The 20801-nt window shown below is 73.5% G+C and carries 21 protein-coding genes; 8 read left to right on the top strand and 13 right to left on the bottom strand.

The annotated features are described in order from the left end of the window. The first annotated feature begins 168 nt into the window (after positions 1-168). Complete coding sequence (locus tag ACIGW4_RS25045; RefSeq protein WP_399582930.1) at positions 169-1371, top strand: hypothetical protein; 1203 nt, start codon at positions 169-171, stop codon at positions 1369-1371. On the opposite strand, the gene ACIGW4_RS25040 is transcribed toward ACIGW4_RS25045, so the two are convergent. Both ACIGW4_RS25040 and ACIGW4_RS25035 read right to left on the bottom strand, forming a co-directional pair. Next, on the bottom strand, positions 1352-2149 hold the full coding sequence (locus ACIGW4_RS25040; protein ID WP_399582929.1) for a N,N-dimethylformamidase beta subunit family domain-containing protein: 798 nt from the start codon (positions 2147-2149) through the stop codon (positions 1352-1354). The two genes, ACIGW4_RS25045 and ACIGW4_RS25040, sit on opposite strands and share 20 nt — an antisense overlap. 73 nt (positions 2150-2222) lie before the next feature. After that, positions 2223-3164: an alpha/beta fold hydrolase gene (locus ACIGW4_RS25035; RefSeq protein WP_399582928.1), complete on the bottom strand. Its 942-nt coding sequence runs from the start codon at positions 3162-3164 to the stop codon at positions 2223-2225. Positions 3165-3641: 477 nt separating this feature from the next. Here ACIGW4_RS25035 and ACIGW4_RS25030 point away from each other — a divergent pair, with 477 nt between their 5' ends. After that, on the top strand, positions 3642-4412 hold the full coding sequence (locus ACIGW4_RS25030) for a hypothetical protein (protein ID WP_399582926.1): 771 nt from the start codon (positions 3642-3644) through the stop codon (positions 4410-4412). A gap of 63 nt (positions 4413-4475) precedes the next feature. Here ACIGW4_RS25030 and ACIGW4_RS25025 read toward each other — a convergent pair whose 3' ends face one another. Beyond that, complete coding sequence (locus tag ACIGW4_RS25025) at positions 4476-5165, bottom strand: metal-dependent transcriptional regulator (protein ID WP_123454402.1); 690 nt, start codon at positions 5163-5165, stop codon at positions 4476-4478. A gap of 185 nt (positions 5166-5350) precedes the next feature. On the opposite strand from ACIGW4_RS25025, the gene ACIGW4_RS25020 reads away from it, so the two are divergent. After that, positions 5351-6106 (top strand): SIS domain-containing protein, encoded by a 756-nt coding sequence (locus ACIGW4_RS25020; RefSeq protein WP_123454400.1) that lies wholly within the window; start codon positions 5351-5353, stop codon positions 6104-6106. A gap of 19 nt (positions 6107-6125) precedes the next feature. Here the strand turns inward: ACIGW4_RS25020 and ACIGW4_RS25015 are convergent, their stop codons facing one another. Beyond that, positions 6126-6443 carry a hypothetical protein gene (locus tag ACIGW4_RS25015; protein WP_399582924.1) on the bottom strand — a complete coding sequence of 106 codons (318 nt, stop codon included), beginning with the start codon at positions 6441-6443 and terminating at the stop codon, positions 6126-6128. Between the two features lie 124 nt (positions 6444-6567). Beyond that, positions 6568-7461 carry an NAD(P)-dependent oxidoreductase gene (locus tag ACIGW4_RS25010; RefSeq protein ID WP_399582923.1) on the bottom strand — a complete coding sequence of 298 codons (894 nt, stop codon included), beginning with the start codon at positions 7459-7461 and terminating at the stop codon, positions 6568-6570. A gap of 61 nt (positions 7462-7522) precedes the next feature. On the opposite strand from ACIGW4_RS25010, the gene ACIGW4_RS25005 reads away from it, so the two are divergent. Next, positions 7523-7873, top strand: a complete 351-nt coding sequence (locus ACIGW4_RS25005) for a helix-turn-helix domain-containing protein (RefSeq protein WP_123454394.1) — start codon at positions 7523-7525, stop codon at positions 7871-7873. 94 nt (positions 7874-7967) lie between these two features. Here the strand turns inward: ACIGW4_RS25005 and ACIGW4_RS25000 are convergent, their stop codons facing one another. Both ACIGW4_RS25000 and pdxH read right to left on the bottom strand, forming a co-directional pair. Beyond that, positions 7968-9296, bottom strand: coding sequence for a PAS domain-containing protein (locus tag ACIGW4_RS25000; RefSeq protein WP_399582921.1), 1329 nt, complete (start codon positions 9294-9296; stop codon positions 7968-7970). A gap of 360 nt (positions 9297-9656) precedes the next feature. Next, positions 9657-10286, bottom strand: a complete 630-nt coding sequence (gene pdxH / locus ACIGW4_RS24995) for a pyridoxamine 5'-phosphate oxidase (RefSeq protein ID WP_398713738.1) — start codon at positions 10284-10286, stop codon at positions 9657-9659. Between the two features lie 234 nt (positions 10287-10520). Here pdxH and ACIGW4_RS24990 point away from each other — a divergent pair, with 234 nt between their 5' ends. Beyond that, positions 10521-11621 (top strand): citrate synthase 2, encoded by a 1101-nt coding sequence (locus ACIGW4_RS24990; protein ID WP_123454392.1) that lies wholly within the window; start codon positions 10521-10523, stop codon positions 11619-11621. Between the two features lie 89 nt (positions 11622-11710). Then, the gene (locus ACIGW4_RS24985) at positions 11711-13048 is read left to right on the top strand and encodes a hypothetical protein (RefSeq protein WP_399582919.1); all 1338 of its coding nucleotides are present in this window, start codon (positions 11711-11713) and stop codon (positions 13046-13048) included. A 13-nt stretch (positions 13049-13061) separates the two neighbouring features. Here ACIGW4_RS24985 and ACIGW4_RS24980 read toward each other — a convergent pair whose 3' ends face one another. After that, positions 13062-14102 carry an isopenicillin N synthase family oxygenase gene (locus tag ACIGW4_RS24980; RefSeq protein WP_123454387.1) on the bottom strand — a complete coding sequence of 347 codons (1041 nt, stop codon included), beginning with the start codon at positions 14100-14102 and terminating at the stop codon, positions 13062-13064. A gap of 370 nt (positions 14103-14472) precedes the next feature. On the opposite strand from ACIGW4_RS24980, the gene ACIGW4_RS24975 reads away from it, so the two are divergent. Further along, positions 14473-15513: a M4 family metallopeptidase gene (locus tag ACIGW4_RS24975; RefSeq protein ID WP_398713663.1), complete on the top strand. Its 1041-nt coding sequence runs from the start codon at positions 14473-14475 to the stop codon at positions 15511-15513. A 44-nt stretch (positions 15514-15557) separates the two neighbouring features. Then, entirely contained in the window at positions 15558-16517 is a 960-nt protein-coding gene (locus ACIGW4_RS24970) for a threonine/serine dehydratase (RefSeq protein WP_123457428.1), read from the top strand. An 8-nt stretch (positions 16518-16525) separates the two neighbouring features. Here the strand turns inward: ACIGW4_RS24970 and ACIGW4_RS24965 are convergent, their stop codons facing one another. The 5 genes from ACIGW4_RS24965 to ACIGW4_RS24945 form a co-directional block, all read right to left on the bottom strand. Beyond that, the gene (locus tag ACIGW4_RS24965; protein ID WP_359591268.1) at positions 16526-17137 is read right to left on the bottom strand and encodes a TetR/AcrR family transcriptional regulator; all 612 of its coding nucleotides are present in this window, start codon (positions 17135-17137) and stop codon (positions 16526-16528) included. Next, a complete protein-coding gene (locus ACIGW4_RS24960) occupies positions 17125-17859 on the bottom strand; it encodes an enoyl-CoA hydratase family protein (protein WP_123454381.1) in 735 nt (244 codons plus the stop codon). Before ACIGW4_RS24960 ends, ACIGW4_RS24965 begins: the two co-directional genes overlap by 13 nt. Then, on the bottom strand, positions 17856-19433 hold the full coding sequence (locus ACIGW4_RS24955; protein WP_398713665.1) for an AMP-binding protein: 1578 nt from the start codon (positions 19431-19433) through the stop codon (positions 17856-17858). Before ACIGW4_RS24955 ends, ACIGW4_RS24960 begins: the two co-directional genes overlap by 4 nt. Positions 19434-19557: 124 nt before the next feature. Further along, positions 19558-20172, bottom strand: coding sequence for an excalibur calcium-binding domain-containing protein (locus ACIGW4_RS24950; RefSeq protein ID WP_399582915.1), 615 nt, complete (start codon positions 20170-20172; stop codon positions 19558-19560). Positions 20173-20256: 84 nt separating this feature from the next. After that, complete coding sequence (locus ACIGW4_RS24945; protein WP_399582913.1) at positions 20257-20706, bottom strand: hypothetical protein; 450 nt, start codon at positions 20704-20706, stop codon at positions 20257-20259. Positions 20707-20801: the final 95 nt, after the last annotated feature.

Below are 20801 nucleotides of genomic sequence, written 5' to 3'. Positions count from 1 at the left end.
GACGTACCTGCTCGACGCGCCGTGGGAGGGACCGTACCGTGCCGGGTCCCTCCCGTCGCCGCGGGGGCGCCCCATTTCCGGAATGCCCGCTTCCTGGCGGCCTCCCGCCCGACGCCGGTGCCGGGGCCGTAGTCTCGGCCCCTCTTGTCGATCTTGAGAGGTTGCCGCATGATCACACTCGCCTCCGCCGTCCCGCCGCCCGTCCTCCTCAACGCCGCCCAGCTCTCCTACGCGGGCAGCGTCGCCCAGTCCTTCTTCTGGGACCTCGTCGGCCGGCACTGGTACGTGTGCCAGCGGAACGTCACCGACCAGGACCAGCAGCGGATCCTCGTCACGCGGCTCACCGCCGACGGCGACGTCGTGGACTCCATGCACGTCGAACGCGCCGGCCACGGGGCGAACATAGGCGTCGAGAACACCGGCGGCTCGGTCTTCCTGTGGACCGACGCCCTGCCGAACGGCCACTGGGCCTCGGCCGTCGCCCGCATCCCGTACGTCCCCGGCGGCAGCGTCGACGCCTCCGACACCACCCTCCCGGCGTCCCGCATCGCCTTCCACGCGCCCCGGCCGAGCAGCTCGGTCCACCGGGTGTCGGCGACGGTCGACCCGACGCGGCGCGAGCTGATCTACCGCTGGCAGTCGAACGACGTCTCCTCCGACAAGGCGGTCGGCGGCATCGACCGCTACGCCCTGGACGCCGTCGTCGCCGGCACGTACACCCCGCTGGCCACGCGTCCCTTCTCGGCCTCCGGCCGGTCCCTCCAGGGGTACACGAGCCTCGGCGACCACATCTACACGCTCTACGGCCTGCCGGGCGAGGAGTCCCGGGTGACCTGCACCCGCTGGGACACCGGCGAGGTGGTGCAGGACGAGCCGTTCACCGCCTTCCCCTCGGTCGTGGGCCGCGAACCCGAGGGGCTGTGCGTGTACGAGATCGCCGGGGCGCCGCCCACCCTGGCCTTCGGCGTCGTGAGCGGGGCCGACGGAGCGCGCCGCTTCAACGCGGGCCGGTTCCCCCGGCCGGAGACCAACCCGTGGGTGATGGTCCCCTACGACACCGCCGTGCTCGCGCCGAACAGCGCGAGCTACGCGCCGCAGTACCGGATCGCCGGCGACCAGGTGCACCTGCACTTCTCGCTCGACCGGGTCGACAAGGGGCCCTGGGCCAGCGGGGCGAAGCTGTTCCAGCTGCCGGTGCCCGCCCGGCCGAACCGGACGCAGCGGCTCGTCGGCGTGGTCTCCGGGGCGTTCGTGACGGGACAGCCCCTGACCGTACGGCTCGAAGTGACGGCCGACGGCTGGGTGACGCTCTTCGACGACCGCGGCTTCAAGGGGTGGATCGGCGCGGACGTCAGCTTCTGGACCTGCTGACGGCCCGTTCGATGCCCTCGGAGGCAGCCCGGCGGGCCGCCTCCTCGATCCGTCCCGGCTCACTGAGCGCGAACGGGCGGGGCAGGGCGACGGTCCGGGCGCCCCCGGCCGCGACGGGGCGGGACCCGATGTGGGTCAGCACGCCGTACCGGGCCGGGTCCACGCGGCCCTCCCGGACGTCCCCGACGGTGGCGTACGTGACGTCGTACCCCTCCTCCTCCAGCCACCGCACGACGCTCGCCTCCGCGCCCGCCCTGCCGGAGACGAGGTGGAGGACGCCCGAGGCGCGGGCGGGCTCCCGGACGACGAAGTGGACGTGGGCGCGGTAGCCGTCGGGCGTGGTGAGGACGGCGAGGAAGAGGCCCGAGACCCATGCGTCCGGGACCTTCAGGGTCCAGACCGTCCCGGCGTCGGTGTCCGTCAGGAGGTGCCGGGCGCGCACGCCACCGTAGTGGCCGACGCGGTAGACCGACACGGTCGCGCCGGCCCGGGAGACGCGGAGGCAGAGGGTCTCACCGGGAGCGACGGAGTCCCGGTCGGGACGGCCCGCGATCTGCGGACGGACCGGGTCGACCCCGCGGGTCTCCGCGCAGCCGACGGCCCAACGGCCGGAGCCGGGTGCGCCGTTCTCCCGTACGACGGGGTTGTCGCCGTTCCGGGCGGGCGGGACGGGCGCCGCCGCCTCCGCCGTGCCCGCCAGGACTCCGGGCGCCGCGACGGCGACGCCCGCTCCGGCTCCGAGACCGCGCAGGACCGTGCGACGGGACAGCTCCGACATGGGTCGACCTCCGGCCGGTTGTCATGGAGCGATCATGGTAAGGGAGAGGGTCGCCGGGGGTGGTCCTGGACCGTCAGGGGGTCAACACCCCGTTCAGGAAGGGCTCCACCGCCTCGCTCCAGGCCTCCGGGTGGCTGTAGTGGAGGAGGTGGCCCGCGTCCGGGATCTCCGCGTACGCCCCGTGGGGCAGGACCCGGACCATCTCCTGGGCCTCCGCGCGGCCCAGCTCGCCGTCCAGGCCGCGGACGACGAGGGTGGGGCAGCGGACCTGGGCGAGGGAGTCCCAGTGGGCGTCGTGGACCCAGGTCTCGCGGGAGGTCAGCATCTGCTCCGGGTCGAAGACCGGGCGCCAGCCGTCGGGGTGCTCGGTCATCACCTCGGCGAAGAAGGCGCCCCGCGCCGGGTTCGGGGTCTCCACCCACGGGTCCTCGTCGCCGAACCAGCGGTGCACGGCCTCCAGGGACGGGAAGGGCACGGGCCAGCCGCGGAACCAGTCCTGCCAGGCGCGCTGCGAGGCCGCGCCGAGGGCCGAGGCCCGCATGTCGCAGATGACGAGGGCGCGGACGAGGTCGGGACGCTCGGCGGCCAGCTGCCAGGCGGTCAGGGCGCCCATGGAGTGCCCGACGAGGGTGACCGGGCCGAGGCCGAGCTGCTCGACGACGGCGGCGGCGTCCGCCACGTACGCCTCGCGCGTGAAGGGGCCGCCGACGGGCTTCTCGCTCGCCCCGTGGCCGCGCTGGTCCAGGGCCACGACCCGGTGGCCGCCGGTGAGGCGGCGGACGGCGGGGGCCCAGTGGCCGGCGTGGCCCATCAGCCCGTGGAGCAGTAACACCCCCGGAGCGGAGACCTCCGGTGCCTGCGGGGGCCGCGGGGCCCGCGCGGGGCGGGGGACCGTGTGGTCCGGGGTCGTGCGGGTCGGCGTCGTACGGTCCGGGACCGTGTGGTCCGGGGCCGTGTGGTCCCAGGCCGTCAGCCGGACGCCGTCGGCCCCGGTGACGTCGAGTCGTCGCGCCATGGATCCGGCACCCCCTCTTTTCCGTCGAACCCCGCCAGACTATCGAACTCGCATTCGAAAATGCGCTCCTGCCACCCAACACCCCTCGTTCGAGTGACAGGCCTCAAGGGTTGATGCGCCCTGCCGAGGGGAGATCTTGAGCGGGAGGCGGACCGCTCGGGGAAAAACGGTCCGAGGGGAATGACCTTGAGAGCTCGGGGCTCCAGGTCAGCACAGGGGAGGACAGGCCCCGGCGCCGGAAGGCGCCGGGGCCCTCTGTCGTCCACAGCCCTCATGCCCCACCCCCGCACCCGCTCATCGCCCCGCTCGCACCAGCGTGGCACGACAAGGGCGCGGGCGTGGCGATTCCGGCGTAAAACGGGGCGCATGACGGTTCGTTCGGTCCCGGAAACCTGACCGATACGGCTCCGTGATCGAGCCGAATCCGTGATCTCCCGCCCCTACAACCGTCCGGACGTCCCATGCGTCAATCGGGGCATGCTCAGTCCACAAGTCCTCAGCAAGGGCGACCAGTACACGGTCCTCCGGCCCGACCGGCTGACCACGACGGAGGGCCGCCAGGTCACGCACATACCGCTGGCCGCCGTCCAGGAGGCCCGGGCCGACGGCGACACGGCCCTGCTGATCGTCCTGACCGACGGGGTGACCCGACGGCTCCCGGGTGGCAACGCGTACGCCGCCTCCGCCTTCCTCACCGCCCTGACCGCCGCCCTGCCCGAGCAGCGCGACCCGGCCGGAAGCGCCCTCGTCACGACCGAGGAGACCGGGGCCGTGATCAAGGTGTGGCAGGTGTGGATCGGCGCGCTGACCCTCCTCGCGGCCTTCGGCGGCTACGTGTGGTGGACCGGCTCCACCCACGGCGCCGGGATGGGCTTCGCCGCCTTCTTCGCCGCGCCCGGGACCCTCCTCGGCGGACTGTCCTGCGTCGGCGTCCTCTTCAGCATCAGGACCCGGGCGACCCTCCGCCGTCGCGGCATCACCGTCGCCGCCGCCCGGCACTACTACCCGAACGGCAAGCGGGCGAGCTACTACAAGTACACGGACACCAGTGGCAACGAGCACACCACCGGTTACGGATCCGGCCGCTCCACCCAGGAGATCCACATCGTCTACGACCCGGAGACGCCCTCGACCAGCGTCGCCGTCGAGCCGCTCTACGCCACCGTCGTGAAGCACGTCTTCTACGCGTCCGCCTCGCTCGCGCTCCTCGCGCTCGGCCTGTGGGGAGTGCTCGCCCCGTACGTCTGACGGCGGCGGCGCACGAAGGAGGGGCGCCCGCACGGGCGCCCCTCGATCACGTACCGGAAGGTGTCAGCGCTTCGCGACGAACACGTGCGCCGCGATGTCCGCGTCCAGCTCCGCGGCCTCGCCGCTGCTGCCCACCAGGACACCGCCCGGCGACTCCGACACCGACACCACCGAGCCGGGCTGCACGCCCGCCCTCCGCAGCGTGTACATCAGCTGGGCGTCCGTCTGGATCGGCTCGCCGATCCGGCGGACGATCACCGTCTTGCCCTCGCTCGCGTCCAGATCGGCGAGCGACACCATCGAGTCGTCCAGGAAGGCCTCGGCCTCCGCCTTCTCGCCCAGCTCCTCCAGGCCCGGGATCGGGTTCCCGTACGGCGACTCCGTCGGATGACGCAGCAGCTCCAGGACCCGCCGCTCCACGGCCTCGCTCATCACGTGCTCCCAGCGGCAGGCCTCGGCGTGGACCTGCTCCCACTCCAGGCCGATCACGTCGACGAGCAGGCACTCGGCCAGGCGGTGCTTGCGCATCACCCGGGTGGCGAGGCGCCGGCCCTCGTCCGTGAGCTCCAGATGGCGGTCACTCGCCACGGCCACCAGACCGTCGCGCTCCATCCGCGCCACCGTCTGGCTCACCGTCGGGCCGCTCTGGTCGAGCCTCTCCGCGATCCGGGCGCGCATCGGGACCACACCTTCTTCCTCGAGCTCGAGGATGGTGCGGAGATACATCTCCGTCGTGTCGATCAGTCCGGACATACGTGCCCCTCGATGAGTCGTGCGCTGGCCCTGCCGCAATTGTTGCGCATCGGACCGACAACCGGGCCACGCCGGGGTGACGCGGTATTGACAGAGCAATGGTCCAGACCGCACCGTGATCCGCGACCTCGGCGCGCGCGCACGACGGGAGCCGAGGGCAGCCACGACGAGAGGGAGCCGCCGCGATGGGCGAGAGCAAGCTGGCCGGACAGTTCTTCGACGCCGCGATCGGCCTGCTCCAGGAGGTGCGCGACGGGGACTCCGCCGAGATCGCCGCCGCCGGAGCCGCGATCGCCGCGGCCGTCGCGAACGGCAACCGGCTCTTCGCCTTCGGCGCCGGCCACTCCTCGCTCGCCGCGCAGGACGTCGTCTACCGGGCCGGCGGCCTCGCCCTGATGAACCTGCTCGCCGTCCCCGGCGTCGTCGGCGTCGACGTCATGCCCGCCACCCTCGGCTCTGCCCTGGAACGCGTCGACGGCCTCGCCGGAGCCGTCCTCGACTCCTCCCCCGTCAAGGCCGGCGACGTCCTGATCATCATCTCCCTCTCCGGGCGCAACGCCCTCCCCGTGGAGATGGCCATGAACGCCCGCGCCCTCGGCCTCACCGTCATCGGCGTCACCTCGGTGGCGTACGCGACGGAGACGAAGTCACGGCACGTGTCGGGGACGTACCTCAAGGACCACTGCGACATCGTCCTCGACTCGAAGATCGCCGTCGGGGACGCGGAGCTCACCCACGAGGGCATCGAAGCGCCCTTCGCCCCCGCCTCCACCGTCGTCACCTGCGCCCTCATGCAGGCCACGATGGCCGCCGCCGCCGAGGAGCTCGTACGCCTCGGCGTCGAGCCGCCGCTGCTGCGCTCCGGCAACGTCGACGGCGGCCACGAGTGGAACGGCCGCGTGATGAACGAGTACGGCGACCGGATCTTCTACCGGCGCTGAGGCCCGGCCGGTCCAGGGCCTACGCCGCCCGGCGCGGGGCCCGCCCGTGCGGGCCCTGTCCGTGCCGCGGACGCAGGCGGCTCGCCGCGACGAAGGCGGCACCGGCGAAAACCAGGGCGTTCCCGGCGAGCGCGCCCCAGGGCGGGCCCGGCAGGGCACCGATCCGGACGGCGAAGTAGACGGCCGTCGAAGTGAGGACGCCCGCGCCCATCACCATCGCGCCGACGCCGTAGACCCGGGGCCGGCGGACCGTCCGGCGCGCCGGGGCGATCATCCAGCCCGTACGGAACGCGACCACGCCCATCACGATCGCCAGCACGCCGAAAGGCGCACACACACCCAACATCCACGCCACCATGACGGCCCCCTCAGAGTTCTCCGAACGCGGGGCCATCGTCACTCCGCCCCGCCGGATCCGGCCATGCCGGAACCCGGCAGCATCCGGACCTCCTCGTTGCCGGTCAGGCGCGGTCCATCACCTGCGTCACCCGCGTGAAGCCGTCCGCGCCGTGGCCCCGCTCCACCGCCCGGAGCGCCAGGGCCTCCGCCGCGCGCATGACGCTCGCGTCGATGCCGTGCCCCTCGGACGCGTGCACCACGTGGCTCATCGTCGACACGGCCGAGGTCAGCGGATTGCCCTCGCCCGAGTACGAGCCGCCGTCCACGTCCTCGGCCCACTCCTGGAACAGCGGCGGCAGGATCGCCCCGATGCCCTGCGCGAACGGCGCGAGCTCCCGCGCCGAGATCCCCTCCGCGCGGGCCACCGCGAGGGCGTGCACGTACCCCGTCATCGACGTCCAGAAGATGTCGAGCAGCGCCACGTCGTACGCGGCGGCCCGGCCGATGTCCTCGCCGAGGTGGGTGTGGGTGCCGCCCAGCGCGTCGAGCACCGCCCGGTGCTCGCGGTACAGCGGCTCGGGCCCGCTGTGCAGGAACACCCCGGCGGGCGTCCCGATGGTCGGCGTCGGGGTCATGATCGCGCCGTCCAGATAGCCGATGCCGTGCTCCGCCGCCCAGCGGCCGGTGTCCCGGGCCCGCTCGGGGACGTCGGCGCTCAGGTTGACGACCGTCCGGCCCTTGAGCGCGTCCGTGACGGCCGGCTGCCGCAGGACGGAGTCCGTGGCGTCGTAGTTGACCAGGCAGATCACCGTCAGCGCGCTCGCGGCGACCGCCTCCTCGGCGCTCGCCGCCAGGACCGCGCCGCGCGCACCGAGGTCGCCCTCCCGGCCCGGGGTGCGGTTCCACACGGTGGTCCGCACCCCGGCGTCCAGGAACGCGCCGGCCAGCGCCCGGCCCATCGGGCCGAGACCGAGGACGGTGACGGAGGCGGAGGCGGGCTGGGGGGAAGAAGACATGACTGAACTCCCTTGCACATACGTGGAACACGGAGACGACCGACCAAGGAGAGGGACGCGGATGACCCGCCTCAAGGCCCAGGACACGAACGTCTGCGGCGTGACGGCCGCGATCGCCGTGATCGACGGCAAGTGGAAGACGTCGCTGCTGTGGCTGCTGGAGTCGGGACCGCACCGGCCCGGCGAACTGCGCCGCAGGCTCCCCGAGATCAGCGAGAAGGTGCTGACGCAGGCGCTGCGGGAGATGGAGACGGACGGTCTCGTGCACCGCGAGGTGCACGACGTGCTGCCGCCGAAGACCGTCTACTCGCTGACGGGGTTCGGGCGCGAACTGTCCGAACTGCTCGGCCCGTTGTCGGACTGGGGCCATCGCCGGCTGGACCGGATGAAGGAGGCGCGGGCCGCCTCCTGAGGCCCTGTCGTTCCCCTCTCCTCCCGGGCCGCCACCAGGTTCTCCCGGGCGCCGGGCCCCGACAAGTACCCACAAAAAAGTGGGTGTACGGGGCCTAGAGGGCGTCCCCGAGGTCCAGGAGCGTCGCCACCCGGGACGCCACCGCCTCCGCGTGGACCACGTCCTCGCGCGCGAAGGGCGCGCGGCAGGCGGCCCGCAGGAACGTCAGGACGCCGAGGGTGCGGCCCCGGGAGCGCAGGACCACGCACAGGGCGTGCGCCGCGTCCCCCGGCCACTGGTGGGCCTCCGCCCACACCTCGGCCGTCCGGCCCGCGCTCGCCCGCACCGTGCCCTCCCGGTCCCAGGCCTGGAGCGCCGGGTGCCGGGGCCCGTACCGCAGCGGGATGCCGCCGCCCACGACGGGCGAGGACGGGCCGGGGGCGGCGCCCGCCGGGGTGGCCAGGGTCCGCGTGAGGCGCCGCTCCCCCGCCGGACGGTCCACCAGGGCGTGGTCGGCGAACCCGGCCAGCGCGAAGTCGAGCAGGACCGTCACCGCCTCGGCCGGGTCCTCGCACTCCGCGGCCGCCGCGCCCGCCCGGTGCAGCTGGCTCCACCGGAACCGCAGCCGGTCGGCCTCGCGGGCCGCGAGCCGCTCCTCCGTGACGTCCTGGAACAGCCAGGCCACGCCCAGCGGCACCGGCTCCTCGGCCATCGGCGAGGACAGCAGCAGGAAGCCGCTGCGCCAGCACCGGCGCCGCTCCTCCGCGCCGGTCCGCAGCGTCACCCACACCTCGGCGGGCGCGGACGGCGTGCCCTCGGCCAGGACGTGCTGGAGGGCGGCCTCCAGCTCCTCCGCGCCGTGCACGACGACGTCGCCGAGGGGCCGCCCGAGCAGGGCCGTGCGGCCGGTGCCGAAGGCGCGGGCCGCGTGGGCGTTGACCATGGCGGGGCGCAGGTCGGCGTCGACGAGGACGACGCCCCAGGAGGCGTCGTCGAAGAGGGCCTCGCTGAGGGCGACGGACCGCTCCAGGTCGAGCTGGACGTGGACCTCGCTGAACGCGCAGTAGACGCCCGCCGGGCTGCCGTCCGCGCCGCGCACGCCGGCGGCCTGGCTCCGTACGAGGACGCGCCCGCCGTCCTTGCGCAGCAGCACGAACTCGTGGACCTGGCGGCCGGGGCCCTTCATGGCCCGCATCAGCCGGCCCAGGGTCTCCTCGGCGTCCGCGCTCCGCGCCGCCCACCCCTCGAACCCGCGCCGCCCGACCGCCTCGGCGGCGGACCAGCCGAGGATCCGCTCGGCCTCCCGGTTCCAGTGCGTGATCGTCCCGTCGGCGTCGAACGCGCAGAGCGCCGCGTCCATCCCGTCGAGCAGCGCGGCCAGCAGATCGGCCCCCGCCCCCGGGACGGACACGGCACCGCTCGCGGCCTCTGTGAATGCGCTCATCCAGGCACCCCCCATGCTGGGACCATTCAACTGGAACGTGACCCAGCGCACACCACCTTCGCCCGAATCATTCGTTTCGAATCACCTGAATAAATCGCTTGAGCGAGGGACGGACCGTTCGTAGGGTGTGGGTACACGCGAAAGGAGGTGATCCGAAAAAATGGTTTCTTTTCGGACTCGTGAGGTGACTGCGGGCTAAGGCCTGCCAGTCGCACTCTGTGCACCTCGGCAGGCCTTCTGCCGAACACCAACGCAGTCACCCGACCCGTGAGTCGCCGGCAAGTCCGGCCGGCCGGTTTCCGTCCGAACCTAGGCGGACGGAGCCGAGACTCACGGGTCGTCTGCGTTTCCGGGGACCGGTCAGGGCGCCAGGCGTTCCACCCGCCACGTGCCGTCGGTCTCGTGGACGTAGCGCAGGCGGTCGTGGAGGCGGTTCTCGTGGCCCTGCCAGAATTCGACCGTCTCGGGGATCACGCGGATGCCGCCCCAGGTCGGGGGGACCGGGACCTGTTCGTGGTCGGGGTAGCGGGCGGCCAGTTCCTCGTAGCGGGCCAGGAGGTCCGCGCGGGACGGGATCACCGCGGACTGGGGGCTGGCCCAGGCGCCGAGCTGGGAGCCGTGGGGGCGGGTGCGGAAGTAGGCGACGGTCTCGTCGCGGCCGACGCGGGTCGCGCGGCCGGTGACGATGACCTGGCGGGCCAGGGGGTGCCAGGGGAAGAGCAGGGAGGCGTACGGGTTGGCCGCCAGCTCCCTGCCCTTGCGGGACTCGTAGTTGGTGAAGAAGACGAAGCCGGCCTCGTCGTAGTGCTTGAGGAGGACCGTGCGGGACGACGGGCGGCCTTCGGGGGTCGCCGTCGAGACGATCATCGCGTTCGGTTCGTGGATCGCCGGGTTCGCGGCGGTCTCCTTGAACCAGCGGGCGAACTGCCCGATCGGTTCGGGGGCGAGGTCGGCCGCGGACAGTTCCGTGGTGCGGTACTGCTCGCGCATGTCGGCGGGATCCAGGGCGTCGGTCACGGGATCGGTCACAGGGCCATCCTGCCGCAGCGGCCCAGTCTGCCCGGCACCACGGGGCGTTAATCCTCTCTCGCCGGATCGGCGCAGTGTGCCGGATGTCACGCTTCCCCGCATCATCGGAACCGTACAGACTCTTCCGCTGGATGACTGTTGATTCCCCACGATCGCCCCACACGGTTGATCGATCATCGATAGAGGAGCTGCCTGATGTCCGACTTCGTACCCGGGCTCGAGGGAGTCGTCGCGTTCGAGACGGAGATCGCCGAACCCGACAAGGAGGGCGGTGCCCTCCGCTACCGCGGGGTCGACATCGAGGACCTCGTGGGCCACGTCTCCTTCGGCAACGTCTGGGGGCTGCTCGTCGACGGGGCCTTCAACCCCGGCCTCCCGGCCGCCGAGCCCTTCCCGATCCCCGTGCACTCCGGTGACATCCGCGTCGACGTGCAGTCCGCGCTCGCGATGCTCGCGCCCGTGTGGGGCCTCAAACCGCTCCTGGACATCTCCGCCGAGCAGGCCCGCGACGACCTCGCCCGCGCGGCCGTCATGGCCCTCTCGTACGTCGCGCAGTCGGCGCGCGGCCAGGGCCTGCCGATGGTCCCGCAGAGCGAGATCGACAAGGCGGAGTCCATCGTCGAGCGCTTCATGATCCGCTGGCGCGGAGAGCCCGACCCGAAGCACGTCAAGGCCGTCGACGCCTACTGGACCTCGGCCGCCGAGCACGGCATGAACGCGTCCACGTTCACCGCGCGGGTCATCGCCTCCACCGGTGCCGACGTGGCCGCCTCCCTGTCCGGTGCCGTCGGCGCCATGTCCGGGCCGCTGCACGGCGGCGCGCCCTCCCGCGTCCTCGGCATGATCGAGGAGATCGAGCGGACCGGCGACGCCACCGCGTACGTGAAGCAGGCCCTCGACAAGGGCGAGCGCCTCATGGGCTTCGGCCACCGCGTCTACCGCGCCGAGGACCCCCGCGCGCGCGTGCTCCGCCGTACGGCCAAGGAGCTGGCGGCGCCGCGCTTCGAGGTCGCCGAGGCCCTGGAGAAGGCCGCCCTGGAGGAGCTGCACAACCGCCGCCCCGACCGGGTGCTCGCGACGAACGTGGAGTTCTGGGCGGCGATCGTCCTCGACTTCGCCGAGGTCCCGGCGCACATGTTCACGTCGATGTTCACGTGCGCGCGTACGGCCGGCTGGTCGGCGCACATCCTGGAGCAGAAGCGCACCGGCCGTCTGGTGCGCCCCTCGGCCCGCTACACGGGCCCCGGCCAGCGGGACCCGCGCGAGGTCGAGGGGTACGCGGACATCGCCGGCTAGGCCTGTCGGCACAACCTTTCACCACCTCGCCGTGTCGAACGGGTGCACGGGGAAGCGCAGGGGCGCTTCCGGGGGGCGAGGAGGTTCACGTGGCACGGGTGCGTACGGCCGTGGTGGCGGCGGCGTTGGTCGCCGCCCTGGCGCCGGTGACGTTCGGGGGGCCGACGGCGTTCGCCGCGTCCCCGGCGGCGGTGGCCGCCGGGACGGCCGCCGAGGTCGGCACGGTCGTCCAGGAGGGCGGCCGGCTGACCGTTCCGGCGGGCGAGGAGGGGCCGGTGACGCTGCGGTTCACCGCCACACTGCCGGCGGGCGTCACGGGGCCGGTGACCGGCGTGCTCCGCCTGCCCTTCACGCTGGTCGCGAGCGCGGGCGGTTCGCCGGTGAGCGAGGACGTGATCCGCTCCACCTGCGCGGTCAACGGCGTGGCGTACGGCGCGTGTGCGTGGCACATGCCCTACGTGCGTGCCGGAGAGGACAAGGATCCGCCGTCCCTCGACCTGCCGACCGTGACCGCGGCGGGCACCCTCGCCTACGCCGTCACCCTGGACGCGGACCGGACCGCGTTGGTCCTGGGCCGTCCGGACACCCGGGTCGAACTGAAGGACGGTACGGGCGCGGTGGTGGCCGAGGGGACGGTGCGCCTCGACTTCGTCCCCGGGACGCCCCCCGCGAGCCAGCGCGGCGCCCTGCACGCGCGGGACAGAAACGGCGTGCTGTGGCGGTACGAGGGCACCGGTGACGTCTCCCGGCCGTTCGCGACGCGCAAGCGCGTCGGCGGCGGCTGGAACGCCTACACCGCCGTCGTCCCGGTGGACAGCCCCACCGCCGCGGGGAACGGCAACCTCGTGGCCCGTGACCGGGACGGGGTGCTCTGGTCCTACGCGGGCACCGGCAAGCCCGACGCCCCGTTCGCACCACGGGAGCGGATCGGCGGCGGATGGAACGTCTACACCTCCCTCGTCGGCGACAGCGACGGCGGTCTGGTCGCCCGCGACAGGGACGGCGTGCTGTGGGTCTACGAGCGGAACTACGGCGACACGGTCTCGCTCGCACCGCGGAAGCGGGTCGGCGGCGGCTGGAACACCTACACGGCGCTGACCATGCAGGGCGGCTATCAGGGGATCCTGGGCCGCGACAGGGACGGCGTGCTGTGGAAGTACGACCGCCCCGGTTGCGCCCCCTGCGCGCCCTTCACACCGAGGCAGCGCGTCGGCGGCGGCTGGAACGCCTACACCGCCCTCGCAGGTACGGCGGAGCTCGGGCGTGACAGTCATTCCGACCTGGTCGCCCGCGACCGCGACGGCAAGCTCTGGCTCTACCAGGGCGTACCCGTGCACAGGCCCGACACGGGCTGGTACTCCGTCGTCCCCGGCTCCACCCGCAGCCTCGTGGGCGGCGGGTGGAACACCTACGACCTGCTCTTCTGAGCCGGCGGGTCCGTCAGACCAGCTGGGCCGGCTGCTCCTGCGAGAGCAGCAGGTCCGCGTGGTGGCGGGCCGTGGTCAGCGGGTGGGCGCGGAGCTTGCCCTTCAGTTCGTTGCGTCCGTACTCGGCGAACAGCGGGTTCGCCGGGTCGGTCGTGACGCCGGGCGCGCGGTCCGCGAAGGGGAACTGGAGCGGCGCGATCCGGGCGTCGAGGCGCGGGTTGTAGAAGAACGGCACGGAGAATCGTTCCGTCGCCCCGGGCGGCGAGACCACCCGGTGGTTCGTGGCGATCAGGTAGCCGTTCGTGGCGACCTCCAGGAGCTCGCCCAGGTTGACGACGAAGGCGCCCGGCAGCGGCGGCACGTCGTGGAACTTCCCGTCCTCGCGCTGCACCTGGAGGCCGCCGACGTGGTCCTGGAGCAGCAGGGTGAGGAAGCCGTAGTCCTTGTGCGCGCCGACGCCCTGGTCGTCGCCCTCGCCGCTGCTGCCCGGGTAGCGCACCAGCTTGAGGTGCGGGTGGGCGCGCGGGCCGAAGATGTCGTCGTAGAAGTCCTCGGGCGCTCCGATGGAGGCGAGCAGCTCGTGGAGGAGCCGCTCGGCGACGCCGCTGAGGCGGTCGATCCAGTGCAGGGCGGCCGTGCGGAGCTCGGGGAGGGCGGCGGGCCACTGGTTGGGGCCTTCGAGCCACCAGTAGGGGGCCTCCCAGGGGCCGGGCTCGCGGGCGGGGCGCTCGGCGCCGATGTCGAGCTGGTCGCGCCAGTCGCGGGCGCCGCCGGTGCGCTCGTCGCCGATGCGCGTGTAGCCGCGGAAGTGCGGCGAGTTGATGTTGTCGAGGGCGAGCCGGTCGGCCTCGGGCAGGGCGAAGAAGGCGTGCATGGCCGAGGTGAGGGCCCGGGTCTCGGCCTCGGTGATGCCGTGCCCGATGAGCTGGAAGAAGCCCACGTCGTGGGCGGCCGAGTGGAGCTGGGCGTGGAGCAGCTTCCGGGCCTGCGGGTCCCGGCCGGCGGCCGAGAGGTCCACGATGGGGAGCTGCGAGGAGTACGAGCTGTTCGTCATGTATGCATCCGCGGGGTATACGGGTGCCCGGGGCGGCCGCCGAGGGTGGGGCGGGGGCCACGGGTGCCGGTCGGCTGGGGCTCGGTACGAGGGACCGCGGGGGTGTGGAGTGGTACCCCGGAAGGTCAGGCGGAGCGGCGACAGCCCATGCTCGTGACGCGGACGTAGTCCACGTGGCGACGGCGTACGAGCAGAGGCATGTGGTCAGCGTACTGCGGTGACGGGCGGGCCACTGTGGTCCCCGTCACGTCCTGCGCCGGGATGGCTCAAAGTCTGTTCAAAACGGCGGGCTTGCGCGAAGATCGCCGCCACTGCCTGGCGCATGCACGCCAAGCTTCCCGTCGTCGCATCCCATCGCAGGAGGATGTCCATGACCCGCCGCACCTCCCGGGGCCCGGCCGTCGCGGCCGCCGTCGCCGTGGCCGCCGCCACCGCGGCGCTGCTCCCGTCCGCGGGGGCCACCGCCGCCACCGCCGCGCCGCAGGCCCGCGTCTTCATGGTGAACCCGGTCCAGTCCTCGGGCGACCAGTCCCTCGCCGACCACAAGGACGCGGCGAGCGACGTCCCCGCCTCCGCGTACGCCACCGTCGCGCTGCGCAACCTCGACGCGAGCGGCGCCCTGTCGGGGAAGTGGGCCGCCGTCCGCTCGGAGACCGGCAACCCCGCGAAGGCCGCCGACGCCGCCTCGTACGACCGCTCCGACGACGAGTTCGAGCAGGTCATGGCGTACTTCTGGGTCAACGAGGCGCAGGAGTACCTCCAGGGCCTCGGCTTCGGCTCCGAGCTGCGCGGGGCGAACGACCGGGTGCAGCCGGTCCGCCTCAACCAGTGGGGCGCCGACAACTCCTTCTTCACCGACAAGAAGGCCGAGATCCGCTTCGGCAAGGGCGGCGTGGACGACGCCGAGGACGCCGAGGTGATCGTCCACGAGTACGGCCACGCCGTGCACAACGCCCAGGTGCCCGGTTTCGGCACCTCCCCGGAGGCCGGCGCGATCGGCGAGGCCTTCGGCGACTACCTGGCCGTGGAGGTCGGCGCGAACGCGGTCACGAAGTACGGCTGGCCGATGAAGGCCGACCTGGCCTGCGTCGCCGACTGGGACTCCACCGGCTACAGCGCGGCCCCGCACTGCCTGCGCCGCGTCGACGGCACCAAGACCTACGCGGACCGCGTGGGCGAGGTCCACGCGGACGGCGAGATCTGGTCCCGGGCGCTCTTCGACATCCGGAACAAGCTCGGCGCCCGCACGGCCGACCGGATCATCGTGAACGCGCAGTTCGGCTTCGCCGCCGACACCAGCTTCGAGGACGCGGCCCTGACGACGGTCGCGACGGCGCAGAAGATGTACGGGACGCAGGCCGCGACGGCCGTGCGCGACGCCTTCCGGGCGCGGGAGATCCCGGGCGTCTGACGGGTGCCCCCGGTCGGGGGACGTACGGCACAGTGGGGGGCGTGCTGATCACCGTCGCGGACGTCGAAGCCGCCGCCGAAAGCCTCTCCGGACACGTCGTACGGACCCCGACCCTGCCGAGCCCCGGGCTGACCGCGCTGCTCGGCGCGGACGTCACCGTGAAGCTGGAACTCCTCCAGCGCACCGGCTCGTTCAAGGCGCGGGGCGCCACCGTCAAGCTGCTCTCGCTCTCCCCCGCCGAACGGGACGCCGGGGTCGTCGCAGTCAGCGGCGGCAACCACGGCATCGCGCTCGCGGTCATGGCCGGGGTCCTCGGCGTCCGGGCGACCGTCGTCATGCCCCGGACCGCCCCGGCCCGCGCCGTGGACACGGCCGGGGCCGCCGGGGCGAAGGTCCTCCTCACCGACACCGCGCCCGAGGCGTTCGCCCTCATGGAGGAGCTGCGCGCCGGGGGCCTCACCCCCGTCCACCCCTTCGACGACCCGCTGGTCGTCGCCGCGCAGGGCACCGTCGGCCTGGAGTTCGCCGAGGACGCGGGCGAACTGACCGACGTCCTCGTCAGCATCGGCGGCGGAGGTCTGATCGCCGGCGTCGCCACCGCCCTGCGCGCCCGCCGCCCGGGGATACGGATCTGGGGCGTCGAGACCGAGGGCGCCCAGGCCATGACGGCGGCCCTCGCCACGGGCAGCCCGGTGCCGGTCGAGCTCTCCTCGGTGGTGTCCACGCTGGCCGCCCCCAGCGTCTCGGCGCTCACGTACGCGCACGCCGAGGCCCTGGTCGAGGACGTGCTCACGGTGACCGACGCGGAGGCCGTGCGCGGCACCCTCGACCTGGCCGAACACGCCAAGGTCTGGGCGGAGCCCGCCGCCGGCTGTCTCCTCCCCGCCGCCCGCCGCGTCCTGGAACAGGTCGGTCCCGACGCCCGTCTCGGCCTGGTCGTCTGCGGCGGCAACGCCACGACGGCCGACGTGGCCGCCTGGTCGGAACGCTTCGGGGCCCGCTGACCGGCCGGTCAACGGCCCGAGAGCGCCTCGCTCACCAGCCGCGCCCACTGGGACACCACGCGTTCCCGGCGGGCGCGGTCGTCCGTGAGGAGGGTGGCGAGGCCCAGGCCGCGGGCCATGTCCAGGAGGCCCTGGACGGTCTCGCGGACGCCGGGCCGGGTCTCGTCGGCGCCCAGGACCTCGACGGCGATGCGGTGGGACTCGCGCCCGACGCGGGCCTCCAGCTCGGTGACCCGCTCGCGGAGCTGTTCCTCGCCGGAGGCGGCGACCCACAGGTGGAGGGCGGCCCGGAAGAGGGGCCCGGTGTAGAGGCCGACGAGGGCGGCGACGGCCTGTTCGCGGTCGTCCGTGGGGACCGCCCGCAGGGCCTGTGAGCGTTCCTCCGCGACGTACTCGACGGCGGCCGTGAAGAGGTCCTCGCGGGTCGGGAAGTGGTGCTGGGCGGCGCCCCGGGAGACGCCGGCCCGCTCGGCGACGACGGCGACCGTGGAGCCCGCCCAGCCGTGCTCGGCCAGGCAGGACACGGCGGCCTCCAGGAGCCGCTGCCGGGTGGCGCGGCTCCTGTCCTGCTTGGGGTTGCGGTCGCTCCGGTCCGGTCTGGGTGCGGTCAGAGCCGCCATGCGGGGTCCCGTCGTTCGAGGAAGGCCGTCATCCCCTCGCGCGCCTCGGCGGAGGCGAAGAGCGTGGCCGATCTCTGCACCAGGTCCTCCGCGTCGCGTTCGAAGGTCTCCAGGACTCTAGCGGTGACCAGTCGTTTCGCCTCCCGCAGGCCCTGCGGGGAGCCGGCGCGCAGCGCGTCGAGGATGCCGGGGAGCTCCTGGTCGCCGGCGGTCACGAGGCCCATGCCGATCGCCTCGGGGACGCCGAACCGCTCGCCCGTCAGGTAGTGCCGGGCGGCCGCGCGCGGGTCCAGGCGCGGCAGGAGGGTGAGGGAGATGACGGCGGGCGCGACCCCGATCCGTACCTCGGTGAGGGCGAAGTCGGCCCCCTCCCCCGCGAGGACGATGTCGGCCGCGCCGAGCAGGCCGAGGCCGCCGGCGCGGGTGTGGCTGCCGGGGGTGACGTGGGCGACGACCGGTTTCGGCAGCTCGACGACCTGCCGGAGCAGGTCGACGAAGGCGTACGGGCTGGGCGGGGCCTTCAGGTCGGCGCCCGCGCTGAACGTGGAGCCGGTGTGGGTGAGGACGACGGCCCGGACCGCCGGGTCCTTGCCGCAGGCGGTGAGCGCGTCGGCGAGCTCGGTGACGAGCGGGGCGGAGAGGGCGTTGCGGGTGGCCGTGGAGTTCAGGGCGAGGGTGGTGACGCCCCGCTCCTCGGTGACGTCGATCAGGGGCTGGGTCATGCGCGCTCCCTCAGTTGCCTTCGGAGGATCTTCCCGGACGCTGCCCGGGGGACGGTGTCGACGAACTCCACGGCGCGGACCTTCTTGTACGGGGAGACCCTTGCGGCGACGTATGCGACGACCTCGTCGGCGGTGAGGCCGGGCGCGGTGGACTGGCGGACGACGAAGGCCTTGGGGATCTCGGTGCCGTCCGGGTCGGTGACGCCGATGACGGCGGCGTCGGCGACGCCCTCGTGGGTGAGGAGCAGCGCTTCGAGTTCGGCGGGGGCCACCTGGAAGCCCTTGTACTTGATGAGTTCCTTCACGCGGTCGACGACGAAGAGCCAGCCGTCGGCGTCGACGCGGCCGATGTCGCCGGTGTGCACCCAGCCGTCGGCGTCGATCATGGCGGCGGTGGCGTCGGGGCGGCCCAGGTAGCCCTTCATGACCTGGGGGCCGCGGATGGCGATCTCGCCCTCCTCGCCGGGTGCGGCGTCCTTCGCGGGGTCGTCGAGGGACAGGATCCGCATCTCGGTGGAGGGCAGCAGCCGGCCGACGGTGCCGGGCGGGGGCGCGGCGGCGTCGAGCGGGGTGACGTGGGTGCCCGGGGACAGCTCGGTCATGCCGTACGCCTGCCGGACGGGCGGCAGGCCGAGGCGGGTGGAGCAGGCCTCGGCGAGGGCGGCGTCGAGGGGGGCGGCGGCGCTGACGATGTACTCCAGCGAGGACAGGTCGTGGTCGGCGACCGCCGGGTGCTTGGCGAGCGCGAGGACGATCGGCGGGGCGACGTACAGGCCGTTGATGCGGTGCTTCTGGATGGCGCCGAGGAAGCCGTCGAGCTCGAAGCGGGGCAGGACGACGACGGTGGCGCCCCGGCGGAGGGGCGCGTTCATGAGGGCGGTGAGCCCGTAGATGTGGAAGAAGGGCAGGACGGCGAGGATGCGGTCGCCGGGGCCCATCGGGATCAGGGGCTCCAGTTGCGCCAGGTTGGTGGCGATGGAGGTGTGGGTGAGCATGACGCCCTTGGGGACGCCGGTGGTGCCGGAGGAGTACGGGAGGACGGCGACGTCCTCGTCGGGGTCGACGGCGATCTCGGGGACGGGCGCGGTGGAGGCGAGGAAATCCTGGAGCGAGCGGACGCCCTCGCCCTCCGGTGCCCGGTCGCAGACGAGGATCTCCTCGATGCCGCCGGCGAGTTCGGCGGCGGCGCGGGCGGAGGCGAGCAGCGGGGAGACGGTCACGATCCACCGCGCGGAGGAGTCGCGGAGCTGCTTGGCGAACTCCTCCGGCGTGGCCAGCGGGTGCACGGTCGTGACGGACGCGCCGGCGCGGGTGGCGGCGTAGAACGCGACCGGGAACAGGACGGTGTTGGGGCTGTGCAGGGCGAGGACGTCCCCCTTGCGCACCCCGGCCTCCGCGAGCCCGGCGGCCACCCGCCGGTGGAAGGCGTCGACCTGTCGGTACGTGAGCGTCAGTTCCCCGGCCCCGTCGACGAGGGCCGGGGCGTCCCCGTACGCGGCGGCGTCGCCGAGGACGGCGTCGTGGATGGGCAGGGAGAGGGTGGGAACGGCCTCGTACTCGCTGTGGAACACCATGCGTTGCCCCCTGGGGAGGTGGGTAGGTGATCGCCAGGACCGCCGTCGCGGACGGGACTTGGGGAGACCCTGCCAGTACCCCGAAAAACAATCAAGCGTGCTTGCATGGTTTATGGCCGGTGGGTCAGCGTTCGCAGGCCACGCCGTCGCCGTCGCGGTCGAGGTGGCTGTCGTAGCCGGGCTCTCCCCGGTGGATGGGGGCGGCGCCGGCGGCGCGGACCTCGGAGCAGTTGGCGTAGTGGACGTCGGAGGGGGCCTCCTCCGTGGTCCGTACGGGCTCCGGCTCCTCGGTGGTGGGGGCCGGCGCCGGGGTGCGGGTGCGGGCGGGCTTCGGCGCGGAGGTGCGGGGCGGGGCGGTGGTCGGCTCCGCGGTGGTCGGCTCCGGGGTGGGCGCGACGGTGGTGGGCGTCGCCGACGGGGTGGGCGCCTCGGTGGTCGGGGCGGGGCTCTGCGTGGTGGGCGTCGGGGTCGCGGGGGCCGTCACCGTCGCGGCGGGCCTCGGAGCGTCCGTGCCGTTCCGCTTCGGGTCGTCGACGGCGAGGGCGATGACGAACCACAGGGCCGACAGGACCGTGGCCACGGTCTTGGTCCGGCCGTTCCAGCGGCTCAGCCAGGTCAGGGCTATGCCGGCCGGCGGGAAGACCACCAGCAGGGTGACGACCAGGGCGGGATGCTGCCACCAGCGGCGGGGCGGCGTCCACGGCGGCGGGGGCTGGTACGGGTGGGTGTTCTGGTACACGCGCGTCTCTCCCGTGGCTCATGGCGCTCGGACGTGAGCGAAATGCAGGGATCGTACACGCGTCCTTCACAACCGGAGGGGGAATCAGACGAGTTGGTGCGTCAGGCGCCGGTCCAGGGCCCGCTGGCCGGTGGCGAGCCAGCGGACCGGCCAGTGGAGGAGCACCGCCAGGCAGAGCAGCCAGCCGAGGCCGTGCACCGCCCAGACGCCGGCCATCGTCGGGCCGCCCCACGCCTGGTGGTAGTCGGTGTCCAGGTACCAGATCGGGTAGCCGAAGTTCCGGACCGAGTTGAACAGGGCGTAGCCGATCAGGACGAAGGCCGCCGCGTCCAGCGGCAGCCCGAGCACGGCCCTGCCCAGCACCCGGCCACCGGTCCAGCCGGCGCCGCCGGTGAGCCGGGCCCGCAGGCGGGCGGCCCGGCCCGGCTGTCCGGTCAGGGTCAGCGCGACCGCCGCGAGGCCGACCGGCAGCGCCAGGAACGCGCGTGCGGCGGTGTGGAGGGTCCTGCGGATCAGGGGCATCGAGGGGGACATCGACGGGCTCCTCGGGTCGTTCGGCGGATGCCCGTACCCTCGCGGCCCCTCGGCGGCCCCGTCGTCACGCCCCGGAGCCAACCCCCGGGTCGTAC

The sequence above is a fragment of the Streptomyces sp. NPDC053513 genome (genome assembly GCF_044544765.1).
GTDB lineage: Bacteria > Actinomycetota > Actinomycetes > Streptomycetales > Streptomycetaceae > Streptomyces > Streptomyces litmocidini.
Note: the sequence above shows the minus strand (reverse complement) of the source record. Positions and strands in the feature narration are given on the sequence as shown.